At 60.5% G+C, this 20,862-nt stretch carries 18 protein-coding genes and 1 pseudogene; 17 read left to right on the forward strand and 2 right to left on the reverse strand.

Annotation, left to right across the window (positions count from 1 at the left end; all coding sequences use genetic code 11):
- Positions 1–17: 17 nt before the first annotated feature.
- Positions 18–1,052, reverse strand: a pseudogene (locus FHL16_RS34905) (HAMP domain-containing protein); the annotation flags it as partial.
- Positions 1,053–1,337: 285 nt separating this feature from the next.
- Here FHL16_RS34905 and FHL16_RS04845 point away from each other — a divergent pair.
- Both FHL16_RS04845 and FHL16_RS04850 read left to right on the forward strand, forming a co-directional pair.
- Entirely contained in the window at positions 1,338–1,592 is a 255-nt protein-coding gene (locus FHL16_RS04845) for a hypothetical protein (protein WP_010464535.1), read from the forward strand.
- 31 nt (positions 1,593–1,623) lie between these two features.
- Positions 1,624–2,193, forward strand: coding sequence for a lipocalin family protein (locus FHL16_RS04850; RefSeq protein WP_010464533.1), 570 nt, complete (start codon positions 1,624–1,626; stop codon positions 2,191–2,193).
- 119 nt (positions 2,194–2,312) lie between these two features.
- Here FHL16_RS04850 and FHL16_RS04855 read toward each other — a convergent pair whose 3' ends face one another.
- Positions 2,313–3,677 carry a formimidoylglutamate deiminase gene (locus FHL16_RS04855; RefSeq protein ID WP_077747599.1) on the reverse strand — a complete coding sequence of 455 codons (1,365 nt, stop codon included), beginning with the start codon at positions 3,675–3,677 and terminating at the stop codon, positions 2,313–2,315.
- A gap of 146 nt (positions 3,678–3,823) precedes the next feature.
- Between FHL16_RS04855 and hutC the strand changes: the two genes are divergently transcribed.
- The 15 genes from hutC (at position 3,824) to dtd (ending at position 20,850) form a co-directional block, all read left to right on the forward strand.
- Entirely contained in the window at positions 3,824–4,534 is a 711-nt protein-coding gene (gene hutC, locus FHL16_RS04860; protein ID WP_154505298.1) for a histidine utilization repressor, read from the forward strand.
- Positions 4,531–5,100 carry a HutD/Ves family protein gene (locus FHL16_RS04865; protein WP_077747600.1) on the forward strand — a complete coding sequence of 190 codons (570 nt, stop codon included), beginning with the start codon at positions 4,531–4,533 and terminating at the stop codon, positions 5,098–5,100. The genes hutC and FHL16_RS04865 overlap by 4 nt, the downstream gene beginning before the upstream one ends.
- A 394-nt stretch (positions 5,101–5,494) precedes the next feature.
- A complete protein-coding gene (gene hutU / locus FHL16_RS04870; protein ID WP_010464525.1) occupies positions 5,495–7,183 on the forward strand; it encodes a urocanate hydratase in 1,689 nt (562 codons plus the stop codon).
- Positions 7,184–7,294: 111 nt separating this feature from the next.
- Positions 7,295–8,767, forward strand: coding sequence for a purine-cytosine permease family protein (locus FHL16_RS04875; RefSeq protein ID WP_077747601.1), 1,473 nt, complete (start codon positions 7,295–7,297; stop codon positions 8,765–8,767).
- Between the two features lie 69 nt (positions 8,768–8,836).
- Positions 8,837–9,805 carry an ABC transporter substrate-binding protein gene (locus tag FHL16_RS04880; protein WP_077747602.1) on the forward strand — a complete coding sequence of 323 codons (969 nt, stop codon included), beginning with the start codon at positions 8,837–8,839 and terminating at the stop codon, positions 9,803–9,805.
- 70 nt (positions 9,806–9,875) lie between these two features.
- Positions 9,876–10,727: an ABC transporter permease gene (locus tag FHL16_RS04885; RefSeq protein ID WP_010464518.1), complete on the forward strand. Its 852-nt coding sequence runs from the start codon at positions 9,876–9,878 to the stop codon at positions 10,725–10,727.
- Entirely contained in the window at positions 10,724–11,554 is an 831-nt protein-coding gene (locus FHL16_RS04890) for a quaternary amine ABC transporter ATP-binding protein (protein ID WP_010464516.1), read from the forward strand. The genes FHL16_RS04885 and FHL16_RS04890 overlap by 4 nt, the downstream gene beginning before the upstream one ends.
- Before the next feature lie 133 nt (positions 11,555–11,687).
- Positions 11,688–13,211: a histidine ammonia-lyase gene (hutH, locus tag FHL16_RS04895; protein WP_077747603.1), complete on the forward strand. Its 1,524-nt coding sequence runs from the start codon at positions 11,688–11,690 to the stop codon at positions 13,209–13,211.
- A 120-nt stretch (positions 13,212–13,331) separates the two neighbouring features.
- Positions 13,332–14,864, forward strand: coding sequence for a histidine ammonia-lyase (gene hutH, locus FHL16_RS04900; RefSeq protein WP_010464511.1), 1,533 nt, complete (start codon positions 13,332–13,334; stop codon positions 14,862–14,864).
- Positions 14,865–14,996: 132 nt separating this feature from the next.
- On the forward strand, positions 14,997–16,202 hold the full coding sequence (gene hutI / locus FHL16_RS04905) for an imidazolonepropionase (RefSeq protein WP_077747604.1): 1,206 nt from the start codon (positions 14,997–14,999) through the stop codon (positions 16,200–16,202).
- 10 nt (positions 16,203–16,212) lie between these two features.
- Positions 16,213–17,016 carry an N-formylglutamate deformylase gene (hutG, locus tag FHL16_RS04910; protein WP_010464507.1) on the forward strand — a complete coding sequence of 268 codons (804 nt, stop codon included), beginning with the start codon at positions 16,213–16,215 and terminating at the stop codon, positions 17,014–17,016.
- Positions 17,017–17,327: 311 nt separating this feature from the next.
- On the forward strand, positions 17,328–18,284 hold the full coding sequence (locus FHL16_RS04915; protein ID WP_077747605.1) for a choline ABC transporter substrate-binding protein: 957 nt from the start codon (positions 17,328–17,330) through the stop codon (positions 18,282–18,284).
- A 137-nt stretch (positions 18,285–18,421) separates the two neighbouring features.
- On the forward strand, positions 18,422–19,339 hold the full coding sequence (locus FHL16_RS04920) for an alpha/beta hydrolase (RefSeq protein WP_077747606.1): 918 nt from the start codon (positions 18,422–18,424) through the stop codon (positions 19,337–19,339).
- A gap of 105 nt (positions 19,340–19,444) precedes the next feature.
- Positions 19,445–20,416, forward strand: coding sequence for a prolyl aminopeptidase (pip, locus tag FHL16_RS04925; protein WP_010464501.1), 972 nt, complete (start codon positions 19,445–19,447; stop codon positions 20,414–20,416).
- Positions 20,413–20,850 (forward strand): D-aminoacyl-tRNA deacylase, encoded by a 438-nt coding sequence (gene dtd / locus FHL16_RS04930; protein WP_010464499.1) that lies wholly within the window; start codon positions 20,413–20,415, stop codon positions 20,848–20,850. The genes pip and dtd overlap by 4 nt, the downstream gene beginning before the upstream one ends.
- Positions 20,851–20,862 lie beyond the last annotated feature (12 nt).

Consider the following 20,862-nt stretch of genomic DNA (forward strand, 5'->3'; position numbering starts at 1 on the left):
GAGGTGTGAATACGTTCCACGAAGCGGTTGAACGAGGTGCCCAAGGCACCGAATTCATCGTGGCCGTGGATGGTCAGGCGTTTGGTCAGGTCACCTTCGCCTTCGGCGATGTCATGCATGGCGCGGCCCATGGTCAGCAGCGGCTGCATCAGAAAGCTGATCAACATGCCCAGCAACGCGATGATGATGACTACGGCGATGACCATGGCAATGATCGCCGAGGTACGGAATTCGCTGAGCATCGAGAACGCGGTGTCCTGGTCCAGCACCAGCGCCACGTACCAGTCGGCCGAGGGCACACCGTTGACGTGGGTAAAGGAGATGAACTGGGTCTTGCCGTCGAGCTCGACTTCTTTCATGCCCGGGCTGACTTTTGGTGCGCCGTTCGGGTAGGCCTCGGCGAGGCTCTTGAGCACCAGTTTGCTGTCCGGGTGGATCAGGATCTTGCCGTCGGCGCTGACGATGAACGCGTGGCCGTGACCGCCGAAGTTCAGCGAGTTGATGATTGCGCTGACGCTCGACAGGTCGATGTCCGCACCGGCGACGCCGATCATCTGGCTCTGATGCTGCACCGGCGTGGCCACGGTGATCACCAGTTTGCCGGACGAGGCGGCGATGTACGGTTCGGTGACGATGGTCTGTTGCGCGCTGTTGGCCGCCTTGTACCAGCCACGTGCGCGAGGATCGTAGTCTGCCGCACGATTGCCCGCCGGGATCGAGAACATCACGCCGTCAGTGCCACCGAAGTAGCTCAGCTGGAAGTTGCCGGTGTAGGCCGGCAAGTCGATGGCGCGTTTGAGGCTGGCGGGTGTGCTGCCGTCCACTGTGATCTGCTGGGACAACGATTGCAGCAACTGGATGCGGCTTTCCAGCCAGGTCTGGATGTTGCGGGTGGTCAGGCTGCCGAGTTCCTGCATCGAGGATTCGGTACTGCTGCGCAAGGTCTGGCGCTGACGGTAGTCGTTGAACAGGATGAAGCAGGCAAACGCAACAGCGACCACGAGGGCGGCTGCCAGCAGGATCTTGTGGCTGAATTTCATGTTTCTGGTCATTAAGTGCACTACCGCGGAGGGGCTGGTCAGCGAGGGGGCGTCAATTTGCCACAGTCGAGGGCTTTGCGCTGCTTCTATGTCGACTGGCCAGCGCCAAAGATTAGGCGTGTTTTGGCGAAAACCGATGAAATACTCAGCGGCGCAGGAAAGTTGCTGATTTTTCGAAAAAAGGCAGACGAGCGGCCCGATAAATAGCCGGGCGGTCGGGGAACCAGATGGGGGTTTTCTCTTCTAAGCTTCTGCTTGGCAGCCATGCCATTCCCCCCTCGCCCCAGGAGCTACACCATGTCGCTGCGTTCTATCGCCCTGCTCTCGTTCTGCGTGTTGTTGGCCGCATGCAGCAAGGTCAATCAGGAAAACTATTCGAAACTGTCGGCCGGCATGCCCAAGGCAGAGGTTGAAGCCTTGTTGGGTAAAGCCACTGATTGCTCGGGCGCGCTCGGCATGTCCAGTTGCACCTGGGGTGACAAGAACAGCTTTATCAGCGTGCAGTATGCCGGTGACAAAGTACTGATGTTTTCCGGCCAAGGCCTGAAGTAATCCGGGGCTACGCGCCCACGGGAGAAAAACAATGAAGCGGTTATTGATACTCCTTTTTGCCGGCCTGGTATTGGCCGGCTGCGCCACTTCTGGCACAGATCCGTTGGCGCCGAAAACCGTCAACAGCGTCAATCTCAAGAAATACCAGGGCACCTGGTACGAGTTGGCCCGCCTGCCGATGTATTTCCAACGCAATTGCGCACAATCCGAAGCCCATTACACGCTCAATCCCGACGGCAAGGTGCAGGTGCTGAACCGCTGCCTGACGGCGGATTGGCAATGGGAAGAGGCCAAGGGCACGGCTTATCCACAAGTGCCGGGCAAGACCGACAAGTTGTGGGTCGAGTTCGATACCTGGTTCTCGCGCTTGCTGCCAGGTGTGGCGAAGGGGGAATACTGGGTGCTTTACGTCAGCGACGATTACAAGACCGCCATCGTCGGTGACCCGAGCCGCAAGTACCTGTGGCTGCTGTCGCGCACGCCGACGGTCAACGGTGTAGTGCGTGAAGAACTGCTGAGCAAGGCGCGTCAGCAAGGCTACGACACTACGCGGCTGATCTGGCGCGCGTCGGATACGCAGATGGCCAAGACCTCGAACTGACGGCTAGTAAAGAACAAATGTGGGAGCGAGCCTGCTCGCGATAGCGGAGTATCAGTCAACACTTCTGTTGAATTTGATCGCCCTGTCGCGAGCAGGCTCGCTCCCACATTTCGTTTGTGTCAGCCCAGGAGGTCGCGCAGGACTTGGGTAAACGCGCGGTTACTTTCTTCTTCTGCTGCATGACGCCCGTCACGCACCACCCACTGGCCATTGACCAGCACATCGCGCACCTGGCGATCGCCGCCGGCAAACAACCAGCGATTGAGAATCCCGTCACCGCTGGCCGTTGCCAGGTACGGATCGTTGCCGTCCAGCACCAGCCAATCCGCACGTTTACCAACTTCCAGTGCACCGATCGGCTGCCCGAGCGCCTGAGCGCCGCCATCCAGCGCAGCGTCATATAGCGTGCGGCCAACCATCGGCTGATCCGCGCCATACAGCCGATTACGCCGCTGATCGCGCAGGCGCTGGCCGTATTCCAGCCAACGCAACTCTTCCACAACGCTCAATGACACATGGCTGTCGGACCCGATACCCATGCGTCCACCCTGCGCGAGGAAATCCACCGCCGGGAAAATCCCGTCGCCGAGGTTGGCTTCGGTGGTCAGGCACAGACCGGCGATGGCGCGACTCTTGGCCATCAACGTGACTTCTTCCGGATTGGCATGGGTCGCGTGGACCAGGCACCAGCGCTGGTCGACCTCGGTGTTTTCGTACAGCCATTGCAGAGGACGACGACCGCTCCAACTCAGGCAGTCATCGACTTCCTTCTGCTGTTCAGCGATATGAATGTGCACTGGGCACTGCTTGTCGCTGGCCGCCAGCACTTCGCTGATCTGCTGCGGTGTTACCGCGCGCAACGAGTGGAAACACAAGCCCAGCGACTGCGCCGGTTGCTGCGCCAGGATCGGCTGCAAACGCGACTGAAGCGTGAGGTAGTTCTCGGTGCTGTTGATGAAGCGGCGCTGACCGTCGTTCGGCGCCTGGCCGCCGAAACCGGAATGGCTGTAAAGCACCGGAAGCAAGGTCAGACCGATACCGGCGGAACTGGCCGCCTGGCTGATGCGCAGCGCCAGTTCAGCGGGATCTGCGTAAGGCTGGCCGTTGGTGTCGTGATGCACATAATGAAATTCCGCGACCGAGGTGTAACCGGCCTTGAGCATTTCGATGTACAGCTGACGAGCAATGACGCCGAGTTGATCCGGGCTGATTTTTCCGACGAGGCGATACATCAAGTCGCGCCAGGTCCAGAAACTGTCATTCGGATTGCCCGCCACTTCCGCCAGCCCGGCCATGGCCCGCTGGAAGGCGTGGGAATGCAGATTCGGCATCCCCGGCAGCAGCGGACCGCTCAGCCGTTCGGCGCCATCTGCGTTGGAATCGGCCTGGATATGGGTCAAAACGCCCTCGGCGCTGACCTCAAGACGTACATTGTTGGCCCATCCACTAGGCAGCAGCGCGCGTTCGGCAAAGAAGGCGGACATGGTTCAGAACCCCATCGTGTGTTATTTGTATATACATATACAGACGTTTGCCTGCTCGGTAAACTCCGGCAAGCTAGCGACTTCTAACAGACGACCAAGGATTAACCGTGCCGACTCCGCCCCCAGTGTCACCGTTGGCCGCGAACATGGGCGACAGTCCGGCGCCCTTGTACGCCCGCGTCAAACAGATGATCACCCAGCAAATCGACAGTGGAAACTGGCCGCCGCACTACCGCGTTCCGTCGGAAAGCGAGCTGGTCAGCCAACTCGGTTTCAGCCGCATGACCATCAACCGCGCCCTGCGCGAGATGACCGCCGACGGTCTGCTGGTGCGCATGCAAGGTGTCGGCACGTTCGTCGCCGAGCCGAAAAGCCAGTCCGCGCTGTTTGAAGTGCACAACATCGCCGACGAAATCGCCTCCCGTGGCCATCGCCATACCTGCAAGGTGATCACCCTCGAAGAAGAGGCCGCTGGTTCCGAGCGCGCTTTGGCGCTGGACATGCGCGAAGGCCAGCGGGTTTTCCATTCGCTGATCGTGCATTTCGAAAACGACATTCCGGTGCAAATCGAAGACCGTTTCGTCAACGCGCTGGTGGCGCCGGACTACCTCAAGCAGGACTTCACCCTGCAAACGCCTTACGCCTATCTGAACCAGGTCGCGCCGCTGACCGAAGGCGAGCATGTGGTCGAGGCGATTCTGGCCGAGGCCTCAGAGTGCAAATTGCTGCAGATTGAAAAGGGCGAGCCGTGCCTGCTGATTCGGCGCCGCACCTGGTCCGGCCGCCAGCCGGTAACCGCCGCCCGTTTGATCCACCCTGGTTCCCGTCATCGTCTGGAAGGTCGGTTTCATAAATGAATGTAACGAAGGTTCTACGCGCAAAAGATTACCCGCGAATGCCGTGGAAAAACGGCGGTGGCAGCACCGAAGAAATCACCCGCGATGCGGGGACCGGGCTTGACGGCTTCGGCTGGCGCCTGTCGATTGCCGATATCGGCGAGTCCGGCGGATTCTCGACGTTCGCCGGCTATGAGCGGGTGATCACCGTGTTGCAAGGCGACGGTATGACCTTGCGGGTTGACGGCCAGGACACGCCTCCATTGTTACCGTTGGAGCCTTTTGCGTTCAGCGGCGAAAGCCGCGTCACTTGCACATTGCTGGGCGGGCCGATTCGCGACTTCAACCTGATTTATGCGCCCCAGCGTTATAGCGCTCGGTTGCAGTGGCTGGAGGGCGAGCAGCGGTTTTTCAGCTCGGCTGGCACCGTGCTCATATTTAGTGTCACTGACGAGCTTGTCGTGAAGGTCGGCAACAGCGCCTCGCAACTCGGTCGCCATGATTGCCTGCAACTCGGTGGTAACACCGGCCTGCTGGAAGTTTCCAGCAACGGCTCGTGCTGTGTGATCGAGCTGACTGCACGCTGATCCAATACCACCACTGATCGTTCCCACGAGCGTGGGAACGATCAACTGATTCGAAACTGCGCACCACTTTGTTACCGAACGCCCCAGCGTGGCGCAAAACCACGCCCAAGTAACAGCAGTCACCCCCCCTCGCAAAATCCCCCGAAAAATTTCATCTTTGTCAGAACCCTTGATCCAGGCGCTTTCCAGCCCGTTTAAAACTTTTCTTGAACGCCCCTCCAACAAGTTGGCCGCTTGATTGCATATGCTTGTATGTACAAGTAAAGACGTATGCGTATGAGTCGACCGAGACTCCTCGCAACGTCCACTGATTCGCTTGTGGCGCAACAGTGCGCACAGGCTGGCTGACCCACCGCCAGGGTTGGTTTGGATTGATCGCTGAGGAGTCTTTTTCGTGACTGACAATACCCAGAAACCTACTAAATACCGTGATGTTGAAATCCGTGCCGCCCGCGGTAACAAGCTGACCGCCAAGAGCTGGCTGACCGAAGCGCCGCTGCGCATGCTGATGAACAACCTCGACCCGGAAGTTGCCGAGAACCCTAAAGAACTGGTGGTTTACGGTGGTATCGGTCGTGCGGCGCGTAACTGGGAATGCTACGACAAGATCGTCGAAAGCCTGACCAACCTGAATGACGACGAGACCCTGCTGGTGCAATCCGGCAAGCCGGTCGGCGTGTTCAAGACACACACCAATGCTCCGCGCGTGCTGATTGCCAACTCCAACCTGGTGCCACACTGGGCGAGCTGGGAGCACTTCAACGAACTCGACGCCAAAGGCCTGGCCATGTACGGCCAGATGACCGCCGGCAGCTGGATTTACATCGGCAGCCAGGGCATCGTCCAGGGCACTTACGAAACCTTCGTCGAAGCCGGTCGCCAACATTACAACGATGACCTGAAAGGTCGTTGGGTCCTGACCGCAGGCCTCGGCGGCATGGGTGGCGCTCAGCCTCTGGCTGCAACACTGGCCGGTGCTTGCTCGCTGAACATCGAATGCCAGCAGGTGAGCATCGATTTCCGCCTGAACAGCCGTTATGTCGATGAACAAGCCACCGACCTCGACGACGCGCTGGCCCGCATCGCCAAGTACACCAAGGAAGGCAAGGCGATTTCCATCGCGCTGCTGGGTAACGCGGCAGAAATCCTGCCGGAACTGGTCAAGCGCGGCGTGCGCCCGGACATGGTCACCGACCAGACCAGCGCCCACGACCCGCTCAACGGTTACCTGCCAGCCGGCTGGACCTGGGAAGAGTACCGCGCTCGCGCCAAGACCGAGCCTGCTGCCGTGGTCAAAGCCGCCAAGCAATCGATGGCCGTGCACGTAAAAGCGATGCTCGAATTCCAGAAGATGGGTATTCCGACCTTCGACTACGGCAACAACATCCGTCAGATGGCGCAAGAAGAAGGCGTCGAGAACGCATTCGACTTCCCGGGTTTTGTACCGGCTTACATCCGTCCGCTGTTCTGCCGCGGCATCGGTCCATTCCGTTGGGCTGCACTGTCGGGTAACGCTGAAGACATCTACAAGACCGACGCGAAGGTTAAAGAGCTGATCCCGGACGACGCCCACCTGCACAACTGGCTGGACATGGCCCGCGAGCGCATCAGCTTCCAGGGTCTGCCGGCCCGTATCTGCTGGGTTGGCCTGGGCCAGCGCGCCAAGCTGGGTCTGGCGTTCAACGAAATGGTGCGCAGCGGTGAGTTGTCCGCGCCAATCGTGATCGGTCGCGACCACCTGGACTCCGGTTCGGTCGCCAGCCCGAACCGTGAAACCGAATCGATGCAGGATGGCTCCGACGCCGTGTCCGACTGGCCACTGCTCAACGCCCTGCTCAACACTGCGAGCGGCGCGACCTGGGTTTCCCTGCACCACGGCGGCGGCGTCGGCATGGGCTTCTCCCAGCACTCGGGCATGGTGATTGTCTGCGACGGTACTGACGAAGCGGCCGAGCGTATCGCTCGCGTCCTGCACAACGACCCGGCCACCGGTGTCATGCGTCACGCCGATGCCGGTTACCAGATCGCGATCGACTGCGCCAAGGAACAAGGGCTGAACCTGCCGATGATTACCGGCAAATAAAACAGGCTTTGGCCTGATGCAAAACCTGTAGGAGCGAGCGATGCGGCGCCCCGCATTGCTCGCTCCTACAGGGATCACCAACACCGACAAACAATCCACAGAGGTTGAACAATGGCTGTTAATGACGATCGTGCAGGCAGTAAACCGTTGATCGAGACACGTTCGATCGACTACATCCCGGAAGCGGAAAGACACGGTCGTCTGTTAAGCCAGTTCACCCTGTGGATGGGTGCCAACCTGCAGATCACCGCAATTGTCACCGGGGCGCTCGCCGTGGTGCTGGGCGGTGATGTGTTCTGGTCGCTGATCGGTCTGCTGATCGGTCAACTGCTGGGCGGTGGCGTGATGGCGTTGCATGCAGCGCAAGGGCCAAAACTTGGCCTGCCGCAAATGATCTCCAGCCGCGTACAGTTCGGCGTTTATGGTGCGGCCATCCCAATCGTGCTGGTCTGCCTGATGTACCTGGGCTTCACCGCAACGGGAACCGTGCTTTCCGGCCAGGCGCTGGGCCAGTTGTTTGGCGTCAGCGACAGCGTCGGTATCCTCATCTTCGCCAGCGTCATCGTGCTGGTCACGGTACTCGGTTATCGGGTGATCCATTTCATCGGCCGTGTCGCCAGCGTCATCGGCGTGATTGCCTTTGTTTATCTGTTCAGCCGTCTGATGAGCCAGACTGATGTGGGTGCACTCCTGCAAATCCGCCACTTCAGCTGGAGCAGCTTCCTGCTTGCGGTGTCCCTCGCGGCATCCTGGCAGATCGCCTTCGGTCCTTACGTGGCTGACTACTCGCGCTACCTGCCGAGCAAGACTTCCTCGGTGAAAACCTTTTTCGCCGCTGGCGCGGGTTCGGTGATTGGTGCACAGGTGGCGATGATCCTCGGCGTGTTTGCCGCCGCTTCGGCCAACGGACAATTCGCCGGCCACGAAGTGGCCTATATCGTGGGTCTGGGCGGCACCGGTGCCACCGCTGCGCTGCTGTATTTCAGCATCGCGTTCGGCAAGGTCACCATCTCCACGCTGAACTCCTACGGCAGCTTCATGTGCATCGCGACCATCATCAGCGGTTTCCGTGGTCACCTGCAGGTATCGCGCTTGCAACGTCTGGTGTTCGTGCTGTTCATCGTCGGTACCGCCACCCTGATCGCGTTGCTCGGTCAGCACTCGTTCCTCGGTGCGTTCAAGTCCTTCATCCTGTTCCTGCTGGCGTTCTTTACGCCATGGAGTGCGATCAACCTGGTGGACTACTACTGCATCACTCGCGAGCGTTATGACGTGCCGGCGCTGGCCGATCCAAAGGGTCGCTATGGCCGTTGGAACCCACTCGGCATCAGCGTCTATGTCTTCGGTGTGCTGGTACAACTGCCATTCATCGCCACCAAGTTCTATACCGGTCCGCTGGTGGAAACCCTGGGTGGTGTGGATATTTCCTGGATCATCGGTCTGGTGCTTCCCGCAGCCCTGTACTACGTCTGTGCGAAAAAATGGCACGGCTCGGTACCTGATCACCTGATTCTGCCGGTTGAGCAGGACAGCGTTGTACAACAAAAAACAAGTGGGGCTGGTCGCGCTGCGGCGCAGGCCTGATTGGACGTGGACAGGGCTGGATGCCTCTTGACTGCCGTAAGCCAATTCATGATTAGGAGCGTCACTACAATGAAATCGAACAAGACCCTGCTGACCACATTGCTGTCCATGGTCCTGCTCGCCAGCGCCGGCGCCACTCAGGCTGCCGGTTGGTGCGAGTCGGGCAAACCGGTGAAGTTCGCCGGCCTGAACTGGGAAAGCGGCATGCTGCTGACCGACGTGATGCAAATCGTGTTGGAGAAGGGCTACGACTGTAAGACCGACAGCCTGCCGGGCAACTCCATCACCATGGAAAACGCCCTGAGCAGCAACGACATTCAAGTGTTTGCCGAAGAGTGGGTTGGCCGCAGCGAAGTCTGGAACAAGGCCGAGAAGGCCGGCAAGGTTGTCGGTGTCGGCGCTCCGGTCGTTGGCGCAATCGAAGGCTGGTACGTGCCGCGCTACGTGATCGAAGGCGACGCCAAGCGCAAGCTGGAGCCCAAGGCCCCGGACCTGAAAGCAATCGCCGACCTGGGTAAATACGCCGCCGTGTTCAAGGACCAGGAAGAGCCTTCCAAGGGCCGTTTCTACAACTGCCCGGCCGGCTGGACCTGTGAACTCGACAACAGCGAAATGCTGAAAAGCTACGGCCTGGAAAGCACCTACACCAACTTCCGTCCGGGCACCGGCCCGGCGCTGGATGCCGCAGTGCTGTCGAGCTACAAGCGTGGCGAGCCGATCCTGTTCTACTACTGGTCGCCCACCCCGCTGATGGGCCAGGTTGATCTGGTCAAACTCGAAGAGAAACCAGGCGTGAACAAGGAAGTGACCATCAAGGTCGGCCTGTCCAAGACGTTCCACGAGCAAGCCCCGGAACTGGTGGCGGTGCTGGAAAAGGTCAACCTGCCGATCGACCTGCTCAACCAGAACCTCGGGCGCATGGCCAAAGAGCGGATCGAGTCGCCAAAACTGGCCAAGATCTTCTTGAAGGAACATCCTGAAGTCTGGCACGCATGGGTAAGCGAAGACGCAGCCAAGAAAATCGACGCGGCCTTGTAGGTTGGGCCTCTCCGACTGTCGGCAACGGCAGTCGGGTGCTTGATCGCAACCCCTTGATTGAGAGTCTCTTATGTTTCCCGAAAGCTTTACCTTTTCCATCGCCGACTGGGTCAACGGTTGGGTCGATTCGCTGGTCACCAACTACGGCGATGTGTTCCGGCATATCTCCGACACCCTGTTGTGGGCCATCGTCAATCTTGAAGGGTTGCTGCGTGCGGCGCCCTGGTGGCTGATGCTGGCCATCGTGGCGGGCGTTGCCTGGCACGCGACTCGTAAAGTGGTGACCACGGCAGTCATCGTCGGCCTGCTGTTCCTGGTGGGTGCGGTCGGCCTCTGGGACAAGCTAATGCAGACCCTGGCGCTGATGATGGTGGCCACAGTCATTTCGGTGCTGATCGGCATCCCGCTGGGCATTCTCTCGGCACGCAGCAATCGCCTGCGTTCGGTGCTGATGCCTTTGCTGGACATCATGCAGACCATGCCGAGCTTCGTGTACCTGATCCCGGTGCTGATGCTGTTCGGCCTGGGCAAGGTGCCGGCGATTTTCGCTACCGTGATCTACGCCGCGCCACCGCTGATCCGCCTGACTGATCTGGGCATTCGCCAGGTGGACGGTGAAGTGATGGAAGCGATCAACGCCTTCGGTGCCAACCGCTGGCAGCAACTGTTTGGCGTGCAACTGCCGCTGGCCCTGCCGAGCATCATGGCCGGGATCAACCAGACCACCATGATGGCCCTGTCGATGGTGGTGATTGCCTCGATGATTGGCGCTCGTGGCTTGGGTGAAGACGTGTTGGTGGGGATTCAGACCCTCAACGTCGGACGTGGCCTGGAAGCCGGTCTGGCGATCGTGATTCTGGCAGTGGTCATCGACCGCATTACTCAGGCGTATGGTCGGCCACGGCATGAGGTGAGCAAATGAACGACGCAACCGTGAGCAAAATCGAAGTCAAAAACGTCTTCAAGATTTTCGGCAACCGCTCCAAGGACGCGCTGGGCATGATTGGCCAGGGCAAAACCAAGGATCAGGTGCTGGCCGAAACCGGCTGCGTGGTCGGCGTGAACGACTTGTCGTTGAGCATCGGCACCGGCGAAATCTTCGTGATCATGGGCCTTTCGGGTTCCGGCAAATCGACCCTGGTGCGCCACTTCAACCGCCTGATCGACCCCACCAGCGGCGCGATCCTGGTGGACGGCGTGGACATCCTGCAATACGACATGGAAGCCCTGCGCGAATTTCGCCGGCACAAGATCAGCATGGTGTTCCAGAGCTTCGGCCTGCTGCCGCACAAGACCGTGATCGACAATGTCGCCTACGGCCTGAAAGTGCGTGGCGAGAGCAAGCAAATGTGCTCCGAGCGTGCGCTGCACTGGATCAATACCGTGGGCCTGAAAGGCTACGAAAACAAATACCCGCACCAGCTCTCGGGCGGCATGCGTCAGCGTGTGGGCCTGGCCCGTGCCCTGGCGGCAGACACCGACATCATCCTGATGGACGAGGCCTTCAGTGCGCTTGATCCGTTGATCCGCGCGGAGATGCAGGACCAGTTGCTGGAACTGCAAAAGACCCTGCACAAGACCATCGTCTTTATCACCCACGACCTCGATGAGGCCGTGCGCATAGGTAACCGCATCGCGATCCTCAAGGACGGCCGCCTGATCCAGGTGGGCACGCCGAGAGAGATCCTGCATTCGCCGGCGGATGAGTATGTGGACCGGTTCGTCCAGCGTCGGGCGGCGGTGGTTTAAAGGTTTGCGGCGGTTGTGCCGGCCTATTCGCGAGCAGGCTCGCTCCCACAATTGGAATGCGTACCCTGTGGGAGCGAGCCTGCTCGCGAAAGCGTCGGCAAAGCTGCATCAATATTCAGGTAAGAGGTCAAAGATGTCCCAGGCTGAAAAAATCGTTATCGCCGACGCCCCGTTGCGTTGGCAGGATGTGGTTGCCGTCGCCCGTCATGGCGCTCAGCTTGAGCTGTCGGCCCAGGCCTGGGCGCGGATCGAGAATGCCCAGGCGATCGTACAGCGCATCGTCGCCAGCGGCGAGCGAGCGTATGGCGTCAACACGGGCCTGGGTGCGTTGTGCAACGTCTCGCTCAAAGACGAACAACTGAGCCAGTTGTCGCGCAACACCTTGCTCAGCCACGCTTGTGGCGTTGGCGCTCCGCTGGCCGACGAGCAGACCCGTGCAATTCTCTGCGCAGCGATCCTGAATTACAGCCATGGCAAATCCGGCATTCATCGCCGGGTGGTCGAAGCCCTCCTGGCGCTGCTCAATCGCGGCATCACCCCGCAAGTGCCGTCCCAGGGTTCGGTCGGTTACCTGACCCACATGGCCCATATCAGCATCGCGCTGTTGGGTGTCGGCAATGTCAGTTATCGCGGGCAGATCGTTACCGCCCAGCAAGCCCTGGCCGAAGAAGGTCTGCAACCGGTTCAGTTGGGGGCCAAAGATGGCTTGTGCCTGGTCAACGGCACGCCGTGCATGTCCGGCCTCAGCTGTCTGGCGATTGCCGATGCGACGCGCCTGGTGCAATGGGCCGACGTGATCGGCGCCATGAGCTTCGAAGCCCAGCGTGGCCAGATCGCGGCGTTCGATGCCGAGATCATCGCGCTCAAACCGCATCCGGGCATGCAGCAGGTCGGCATCAATCTGCGAGCGTTGCTGGATGGCAGTGAAGTGATTGCATCGAGCAAAGGCATTCGCACGCAGGATGCGTTGAGCATCCGTTCAATCCCGCAAGTCCACGGTGCTGCACGGGATCAACTGACTCACGCGATCCGCCAGATCGAAACCGAACTCAACGGCTGCACCGACAACCCGTTGCTGCTGGGTACGCCAGACAACTTCCGTGTCATGTCCCAGGCCAACCCGCATGGCCAATCGGTCGCGCTGGCGGCGGACTTGCTGGCCATCGCCATGGCCGAAATCGGCTCCATCGCCGAGCGTCGCCTGGACCGCTTGATCAACCCGCACGTCAGCGGCCTGCCAGCGTTTTTGGTGGCCAACCCCGGGGTGAACTCCGGGATGATGATTGTCCAGTACGTCGCCGCGTCGCTGTGCGCGGAAAATCGCCAATTGGCGCAACCGGCCGTGCTCGACAACTACGTTACCTCGGGCTTGCAGGAAGACCACTTGAGTATGGGCACCAACGCGGCGCTGAAGCTGCATCGCGCCCTGGAAAATTGCACGCAGATCCTCGCCATCGAGTATCTGCTGGCGGCCCAGGCGTTTGAATTTCTCAAGGATCAGCGTTTTGGCGCTGGCACCGATGCCGCGTGGCGTCTGCTGCGTGAACGCGTCCCGGCCTACGACCAGGACCGCTGGCTGGCGCCGGACATTGCCGCCGCTGCCGGCGTGTTGAAAGATCCGATTTTGCTGCACAAGGCGTTACCGAACCTCAACTGATTCCTACATCAAACCAGCGTGCCAAGGCGCCAGCCCCCCACGAGGCGGGAAGCGACGGACAACGGACATTTCCGGAGCGTCTGGTTAGTTAACAAAAAGACTCTCAAAAGGAGAATAAAAGTGACTGCGCTAAATTTGATTCCCGGCCAACTGAGCCTTGCCCAACTGCGTGATATCTATCAGCAGCCGGTCAAAATCACCCTCGACAACAGTGCATCAAAGCAGATCGAAGCCAGCGTTGCCTGCGTGGAACAGATCCTCGCCGAGAACCGCACCGCCTACGGCATCAACACCGGTTTTGGCCTGCTGGCTTCGACCCGCATCGCCAGCGAAGACCTGGAAAACCTGCAGCGCTCGCTGGTGCTGTCCCATGCCGCCGGTGTCGGCGAGCCGATCAGCGACGCGCTGGTGCGGTTGGTCATGGTGCTCAAGGTCAACAGCCTGAGCCGTGGTTTCTCCGGCATTCGCCGCGTCGTGATTGACGCGTTGATCGCACTGATCAACGCCGAGGTTTACCCGCACATTCCATTGAAAGGTTCAGTCGGTGCGTCCGGCGATTTGGCGCCTTTGGCGCACATGTCCCTGGTGTTGCTGGGTGAAGGCAAGGCCCGCTACAAAGGCGAGTGGATGGAAGCGACTGAAGCACTGAAAGTCGCCGGCCTGACGCCGCTGACCCTGGCGGCGAAAGAAGGCCTGGCGCTGCTCAACGGCACTCAGGTGTCGACCGCTTATGCGCTGCGCGGTCTGTTCGAAGGCGAAGATCTGTTCGCCGGTGCCGTGGCGATTGGTGCCCTGACGGTCGAAGCCGTGCTGGGTTCGCGTTCGCCGTTCGACGCACGCATCCACGCCGCCCGTGGCCAGAAAGGCCAGATCGACGCCGCTGCCGCTTACCGTGATCTGCTGGGCGAGCGCAGTGAAGTATCCGACTCGCACCAGAACTGCGAAAAGGTCCAGGACCCGTACTCCCTGCGCTGCCAGCCGCAAGTCATGGGCGCCTGCCTGACTCAGTTCCGTCAGGCGGCCGAAGTGCTGGCCGTCGAAGCCAACGCCGTTTCCGATAACCCTCTGGTCTTCGCCGCTGAAGGCGACGTGATCTCCGGTGGTAACTTCCACGCCGAACCGGTGGCCATGGCCGCTGACAACATGGCCCTGGCTATCGCTGAAATCGGTTCCCTGAGCGAACGTCGCATCTCGCTGATGATGGACAAGCACATGTCGCAACTGCCGCCGTTCCTGGTGGCCAATGGCGGTGTGAACTCCGGTTTCATGATCGCCCAGGTGACTGCGGCGGCACTGGCTAGCGAGAACAAGGCGTTGTCCCATCCGCATTCGGTGGACAGCCTGCCGACTTCCGCGAACCAGGAAGACCACGTATCGATGGCACCGGCTGCCGGCAAGCGCTTGTGGGAAATGGCTGAAAACACGCGCGGTGTGTTGGCGGTGGAATGGTTGGCGGCGGTTCAGGGGCTGGATTTGCGTGAAGGTCTGAAGACTTCGGCGAAGCTGGAAAACGCCCGTGGGATTCTGCGTAAAGAAGTGCCGTTCTATGAGAAGGACCGCTTCTTTGCGCCGGACATCAATGCGGCGACTGAACTGTTGGCCACGCGTTGCCTGAATGAACTGGTGTCGGCCAGGCTTTTGCCGAGCCTTTAACCCCCACCCACCGATCGTTCCCACGCTCTGCGTGGGAATGCAGCCCGTGACGCTCCGCGTCACTGGACGCAGAGCGTCCCTAGAGGCATTCCCACGTGGAGCTTGGGAACGATCAAAGACGAGGAACTCGGGATGAAAACTCTCTGGCAACACTGCCACGTCGCAACCATGGCGCAAGGCGTCTACTCGATCATCGAGGATGCGGCCATCGTGACGTCCGGTGCGCACATTGAGTGGGTCGGCCCGCGCAGTGAGCTGCCGTCGGGTGAGTACCCGGCGGTCAATGATTTGAAAGGGGCCTGGGTCACCCCGGGCCTGATCGACTGCCACACCCACACGGTGTTCGGCGGTAACCGCAGCGGTGAATTCGAACAGCGCCTGAAAGGTGTCAGCTACGCGGAAATTGCAGCAGCCGGTGGCGGCATCGCCAGCACCGTGCGCGCCACCCGTGCAGCGACCGAAGATGAGCTGTTCGCCAGCGCCGCCAAGCGTCTGAAAAGCCTGATGCGCGACGGCGTGACCACGGTCGAAATGAAATCCGGCTACGGCCTCGACCTGGCCAGTGAACGCAAGATCCTGCGAGTCATCCGTCGTCTCGGCGCCGAACTGCCGGTCAGCGTGCGCAGCACGTGCCTCGCCGCTCATGCGTTGCCACCGGAATATGCGGATCGCGCCGACGACTACATCGATCACATCTGCGCTGAAATGCTCCCGGCCCTGGCCGCCGAAGGGTTGGTGGATGCGGTGGACGCGTTCTGCGAATACCTGGCCTTTTCGCCGGCACAGGTCGAGCGGGTGTTCATCACCGCACAAGAACTGGGTCTGCCGGTGAAGCTGCACGCCGAGCAATTGTCGTCGCTGCACGGTTCGAGCCTGGCGGCGCGTTACCACGCTCTGTCGGCCGATCACCTGGAATTCATCACCGAAGACGACGCCATCGCCATGGCCAGATCCGGCACCGTCGCGGTGCTGCTACCCGGTGCGTTTTACTTCCTGCGTGAAACCCAGTTGCCACCGATGGATGCCCTGCGCAAACACGGCGTGAAAATCGCCATCGCCAGCGACCTCAACCCCGGCACGTCACCGGCGCTGTCGTTGCGCTTGATGCTGAACATGGCCTGCACCTGTTTCCGCATGACCCCGGAAGAAGCCTTGGCGGGCGCGACCATTCATGCCGCCACCGCGCTGGGCATGGCTGATACTCACGGTTCGCTGGAAGCCGGCAAGGTCGCGGATTTCGTCGCCTGGCAAATCGATCGTCCCGCCGATCTGTCGTACTGGCTGGGCGGTGACCTGGAAAAACGCGTCGTGCGTCACGGCGTCGAAACGAGCGTTTAGGAGAGCAGTTGTGGATAAGGTTCTGAACTTCAAACAAGGCCGCGTGCCGCTGCTGATCAGCATGCCCCACGCCGGCCTGCGCCTGACTCCGGCGGTGGAAGCCGGATTGATCCCCGATGCGCGCAGCCTGCCGGACACGGACTGGCACATTCCCCAACTTTATGAGTTCGCTGCCGAACTGGGCGCCAGTACATTGGCTGCCGAGTACTCGCGCTTCGTCATCGACTTGAACCGTCCGTCTGACGACAAGCCGCTGTATGTCGGCGCCACCACCGGTCTGTATCCGGCGACGCTGTTCGACGGTATTCCGTTGTTCCGTGAAGGGATGGAACCGTCGGCGGCGGAACGAGCAACATATCTGGAGCAGGTGTGGACGCCGTATCACACCACCCTGCAGAACGAACTGGCGCGACTCAAAGCCGAGTTCGGCTACGCGTTGCTGTTCGATGCGCATTCGATCCGCTCGATCATCCCGCACCTGTTCGACGGCAAGCTGCCGGACTTCAACCTCGGCACCTTCAACGGCGCCAGTTGCGATCCACAATTGGCCACTCAGCTGGAAGCAATCTGCGCCAGGCACACCGATTACAGCCACGTGCTGAACGGTCGCTTCAAGGGCGGCCACATCACCCGGCATTACGGCAACCCGGCCGAAAACATCCATGCGGTGCAACTGGAGCTAGGGCAGTGCACGTACATGGAAGAGTTTGAGCCGTTTCGCTATCGCCCGGACCTGGCGGCGCCGACGCAGGTTGTGCTCAAGGAATTGCTGCAAGGCCTGCTGGCCTGGGGCCAAAAGCACTACAACGCGTAACCCTGTGGGAGCGCGCTTTTGTGGCGAGGGCGCTTGCTCCCGCTCGGCGGCGAAGCCGTCGTAAACCCGGCGAGTCGGGTGTATCTGATAACACTCGGTTGAATGGGTTGGGGACTGATTCGCAACTCAGCGGGAGCAAGCTCCCTCGCCACAGGGTGGGGTTGGTCTCGCTACCTGAGCGGAACGGTCGCCACCGTGCAAATCTCGGTCGCTACAGTTCGCTTTTACCCTCTCGACGCTGCGTAATGTGCTGGTCACGGTGCAAGAAGACACCGGCCCTCACAATAATCTGCCGCACGAGAACGCTCTCTATGACAAGCACCAAAGGTTTGTTCACCCGCTGTCTCTCAATCCTCTGCGGCACCGCTCTTCTGAGCACTAGCGTCCTGGCCAGTGACGACGCGTCCTGCAAGGCCGTGCGCATGGGCGTGGTCAACTGGACCGACGTGATCGCCACCAGCGGCATGGCTGACGTATTGCTCAACGGCCTCGGCTACGAAAGCAAGCAAACCAGCGCCGTGCAGCAAATCATCTTTGCCGGCATCCGCGACAAACGCCTCGATATTTTCCTCGGTTACTGGAAACCGGCGATGGACAAGAACATCGCGCCGTTCCTTGATGCCAAACAAGTGAAGGTCCTGGATAAGCCGAGCCTGGCCGACGCGCAGGCAACGCTCGCGGTGCCTCAGTACGTTGCGGACGCCGGGCTGAAAACCTTCGCCGACATCGCCAAGTTCAAAGACAAGCTCGGCGGCAAGATCTATGGCATCGAGCCCGGCAGTGGCGCCAACACCACGATCAAAACCATGATCGAGACCAATCACTTCGGCTTGAAAGACTTCAAGCTGATCGAGTCCGGTGAGGCCGGCATGCTCGCGGCCGTTCAGCGGGCGGTGAACCGTAAGGAGTTCGTGGTGTTCGTCGGTTGGACTCCGCACCCGATGAACATCAACATGAAAATCGCCTACCTGACCGGCAGCGAAGACGTTTATGGCCCCAACGAAGGCGCAGCGACGGTCTCGACTGTGACGTCCCCGGACTATGCCGAACGTTGCCCGAACGTGAACCGTTTGCTGGAGAACCTGACTTTCACCGCCGCCCAGGAAAGCCAGTTGATGGTGCCGATCATGGAGCGCAAGACGCCTCAGGACGTTGCCCGGCAATGGCTGCGTGATCATCCCGAAGACCTTCAGCGCTGGCTGGCCGGTGTGACCAGCTTTGAGGGCAAGGAGGGCGCGGCGACCGTTTTGGCCAGCTTGAAGCCCTAAACGCAAAACCTGTGGGAGCGAGCCTGTTCGCGAAGACGGAGTGTCAGTCGACATCAATGTTGACTGACACTCCGCTTTCGCGAGCGGGGCTCGCTCTCACAGGGGTTGGCCCCATCTCCTGAACGGGCACCAGACCCATGAAGCCTTACCCGATTTCTGAACAAATGTCGGCATTCGTCGAGAAAACCGTCAGCTTCAACAGCACCGACAGCAGCCTCGACGGTTTGCGCCAGGCCTACAGCGCGATGTGCCGGGCGTTCACTCCGCCACGTCCCGCCGGGCTCTACGTGGTCGATTTCGAGTTGGCCGGCGTGTCGGTGCGGTCTTATCAGCCGCCGGTTTCACCTCCGACCGACGTTGGACCGTGCATCGTGTATCTGCATGGCGGTGGTTGGGTGGTAGGGGATCTGGAATCCCACGATTTCATCTGCGCCGAACTGGCGTCGACACTCGGCGCACTGGTGATCGCGGTCGATTACCGATTGGCGCCGGAACATCCTTTTCCGGCGGCGTTCAATGATTGCCTGGGTGTCTGGCGCGCGCTGCGAAGCGGACCTTTTCGGCTTGATCCCGGACGAACGCTGGTGGCGGGGGACAGTGCCGGTGGCAATCTGGCTGCTGCGTTGTGTCTGGCGCTGCGGGATGCGGGCGAGCCGGTCCCGGCGGCGCAGGTTTTGATCTATCCGGGGCTGGGCGGTGATCGCTCGTTGCCGTCGCGTAGCGAATGCATCGACGCGCCATTGCTCGCCAGCAGTGATGTGGATTGTTATCACGCCCTGTACTTGCGCGGCACCCGACAGCCGGGCGTCTATGCGATGCCGTTGCTCGCCGGACACTTCGGCGGGCTGCCGCCGGCATTGATTGCCGTGGCGCAATTCGACCCGCTGCGCGATGACGGCGTGCTCTATGCCGAGCATCTCCAGGCCGCGGGTGTGCCCACCACGTTTTACTATGGAGAAGGGCTGGTTCATGGCTGTTTGCGGGCCCGGGGCCAGGTCGCCGAGGTCGACTTGCTGTATGAAACGCTGCTCGGGTTTTTGGCTGACAGGTTATGACGCTGCAAGGGGCATGCTCATTGGCGTAATTCGGGTTTATGATGCCGGACGGCAGAATAATAGAAGTCCCCCCAGGGATGACCTCGACCCCTTACGGAGCGCGCAATGCAGACTTTGTACCCGCAGATCAAACCCCACGCCCGGCACGATCTGGCCGTCGATGAAACTCACACCCTGTATGTCGACGAAAGCGGTTCACCGGAAGGTTTGCCGGTGGTGTTCATCCACGGCGGCCCCGGTGCCGGGTGTGATGCCCAGAGTCGACGGTACTTTGATCCGAACATGTACCGCATCGTGACCTTCGACCAGCGCGGTTGCGGGCGCTCCACGCCCCACGCCAGTCTTGAAAACAACACCACCTGGGATCTGGTCGCCGACCTTGAGCGCATTCGCAAACACCTGGGCATCGAAAAATGGGTGCTGTTTGGCGGCTCTTGGGGCTCGACCCTGGCGCTGGCCTACGCGCAAACCCACCCGGAGCGTGTACACGGTCTGATCCTGCGCGGGATTTTTCTCTGCCGGCCGCAGGAAATCGAGTGGTTCTACCAGTGTGGCGCCAGCCGTCTGTTCCCCGATTACTGGCAGGACTATGTCGCGCCGATTCCATTGGATGAGCGCGGCGACCTGCTCAGCGCTTTCCACAAGCGCCTGACCGGCAACGATCAGATCGCCCAGATGCATGCGGCCAAGGCCTGGTCCACCTGGGAAGGCCGGACCGCGACCTTGCGTCCGAATCCGCTGGTGGTTGATCGCTTCTCCGAGCCGCAGCGCGCATTGTCCATCGCACGTATCGAATGTCACTACTTCACCAACAATGCCTTCCTCGAGCCGAACCAGCTGATTCGCGACATGGGCAAGATCGCCCATTTGCCTGGCGTGATCGTCCACGGTCGTTATGACGTGATCTGCCCACTGGACAACGCCTGGGAACTGCATCAAGCCTGGCCGAACAGTGAACTCCAGGTGATCCGCGACGCCGGCCACGCCGCGTCCGAGCCGGGCATCACCGATGCACTGGTGCGTGCCGCCGGGCAGATGGCTCGCCGCCTGCTCGACCTGCCGCCCGAAGAAGCATGAAAGGCCTGCTGCAACGCGTGCATGGCGCGCGAGTCGAGGTAGCGGGGGAAGTGGTGGGGGCGGTCGATCAGGGGTTGTTGGTGCTGGTGGCGGTAGAGCCCGAGGATACTCGTGCCAGCGCCGACAAACTTCTGCATAAACTGCTTAACTATCGAGTATTCAGTGACGCCGAGGGCAAGATGAACCTGTCTTTGGCGGATGTAGGCGGCGGGTTGCTGCTGGTCTCGCAGTTCACCCTGGCCGCAGACACCAAGAGCGGGTTGCGCCCGAGTTTTTCGACCGCTGCCCCTCCAGCCCTGGGCGAGGAGCTTTTCGACTATTTATTAAGCAAAGCGAAACAGGTGCATGGCACTGTGGCATCAGGTAGATTCGGCGCGGATATGCAGGTGCACCTGGTCAACGATGGCCCGGTCACCTTCCTGTTACAGACGTGAAAGCACTTGAAA

The organism is Pseudomonas sp. FSL W5-0299, from assembly GCF_005930655.1.
Lineage (GTDB): Bacteria > Pseudomonadota > Gammaproteobacteria > Pseudomonadales > Pseudomonadaceae > Aquipseudomonas > Aquipseudomonas mandelii.

Excerpts from the sequence above, each read along its gene's own strand:
- FHL16_RS04845 (WP_010464535.1), top strand. The coding sequence starts at position 1,338 with ATGTCGCTGCGTTCTATCGCCCTGCTCTCGTTCTGCGTGTTGTTGGCC.
- FHL16_RS04850 (WP_010464533.1), top strand. The coding sequence starts at position 1,624 with ATGAAGCGGTTATTGATACTCCTTTTTGCCGGCCTGGTATTGGCCGGC.
- FHL16_RS04855 (WP_077747599.1), bottom strand. The coding sequence starts at position 3,677 with ATGTCCGCCTTCTTTGCCGAACGCGCGCTGCTGCCTAGTGGATGGGCC.
- hutC (WP_154505298.1), top strand. The coding sequence starts at position 3,824 with ATGGGCGACAGTCCGGCGCCCTTGTACGCCCGCGTCAAACAGATGATC.
- FHL16_RS04865 (WP_077747600.1), top strand. The coding sequence starts at position 4,531 with ATGAATGTAACGAAGGTTCTACGCGCAAAAGATTACCCGCGAATGCCG.
- FHL16_RS04875 (WP_077747601.1), top strand. The coding sequence starts at position 7,295 with ATGGCTGTTAATGACGATCGTGCAGGCAGTAAACCGTTGATCGAGACA.
- FHL16_RS04880 (WP_077747602.1), top strand. The coding sequence starts at position 8,837 with ATGAAATCGAACAAGACCCTGCTGACCACATTGCTGTCCATGGTCCTG.
- FHL16_RS04885 (WP_010464518.1), top strand. The coding sequence starts at position 9,876 with ATGTTTCCCGAAAGCTTTACCTTTTCCATCGCCGACTGGGTCAACGGT.
- FHL16_RS04890 (WP_010464516.1), top strand. The coding sequence starts at position 10,724 with ATGAACGACGCAACCGTGAGCAAAATCGAAGTCAAAAACGTCTTCAAG.
- hutH (WP_077747603.1), top strand. The coding sequence starts at position 11,688 with ATGTCCCAGGCTGAAAAAATCGTTATCGCCGACGCCCCGTTGCGTTGG.
- hutI (WP_077747604.1), top strand. The coding sequence starts at position 14,997 with ATGAAAACTCTCTGGCAACACTGCCACGTCGCAACCATGGCGCAAGGC.
- FHL16_RS04915 (WP_077747605.1), top strand. The coding sequence starts at position 17,328 with ATGACAAGCACCAAAGGTTTGTTCACCCGCTGTCTCTCAATCCTCTGC.
- FHL16_RS04920 (WP_077747606.1), top strand. The coding sequence starts at position 18,422 with ATGAAGCCTTACCCGATTTCTGAACAAATGTCGGCATTCGTCGAGAAA.
- pip (WP_010464501.1), top strand. The coding sequence starts at position 19,445 with ATGCAGACTTTGTACCCGCAGATCAAACCCCACGCCCGGCACGATCTG.
- dtd (WP_010464499.1), top strand. The coding sequence starts at position 20,413 with ATGAAAGGCCTGCTGCAACGCGTGCATGGCGCGCGAGTCGAGGTAGCG.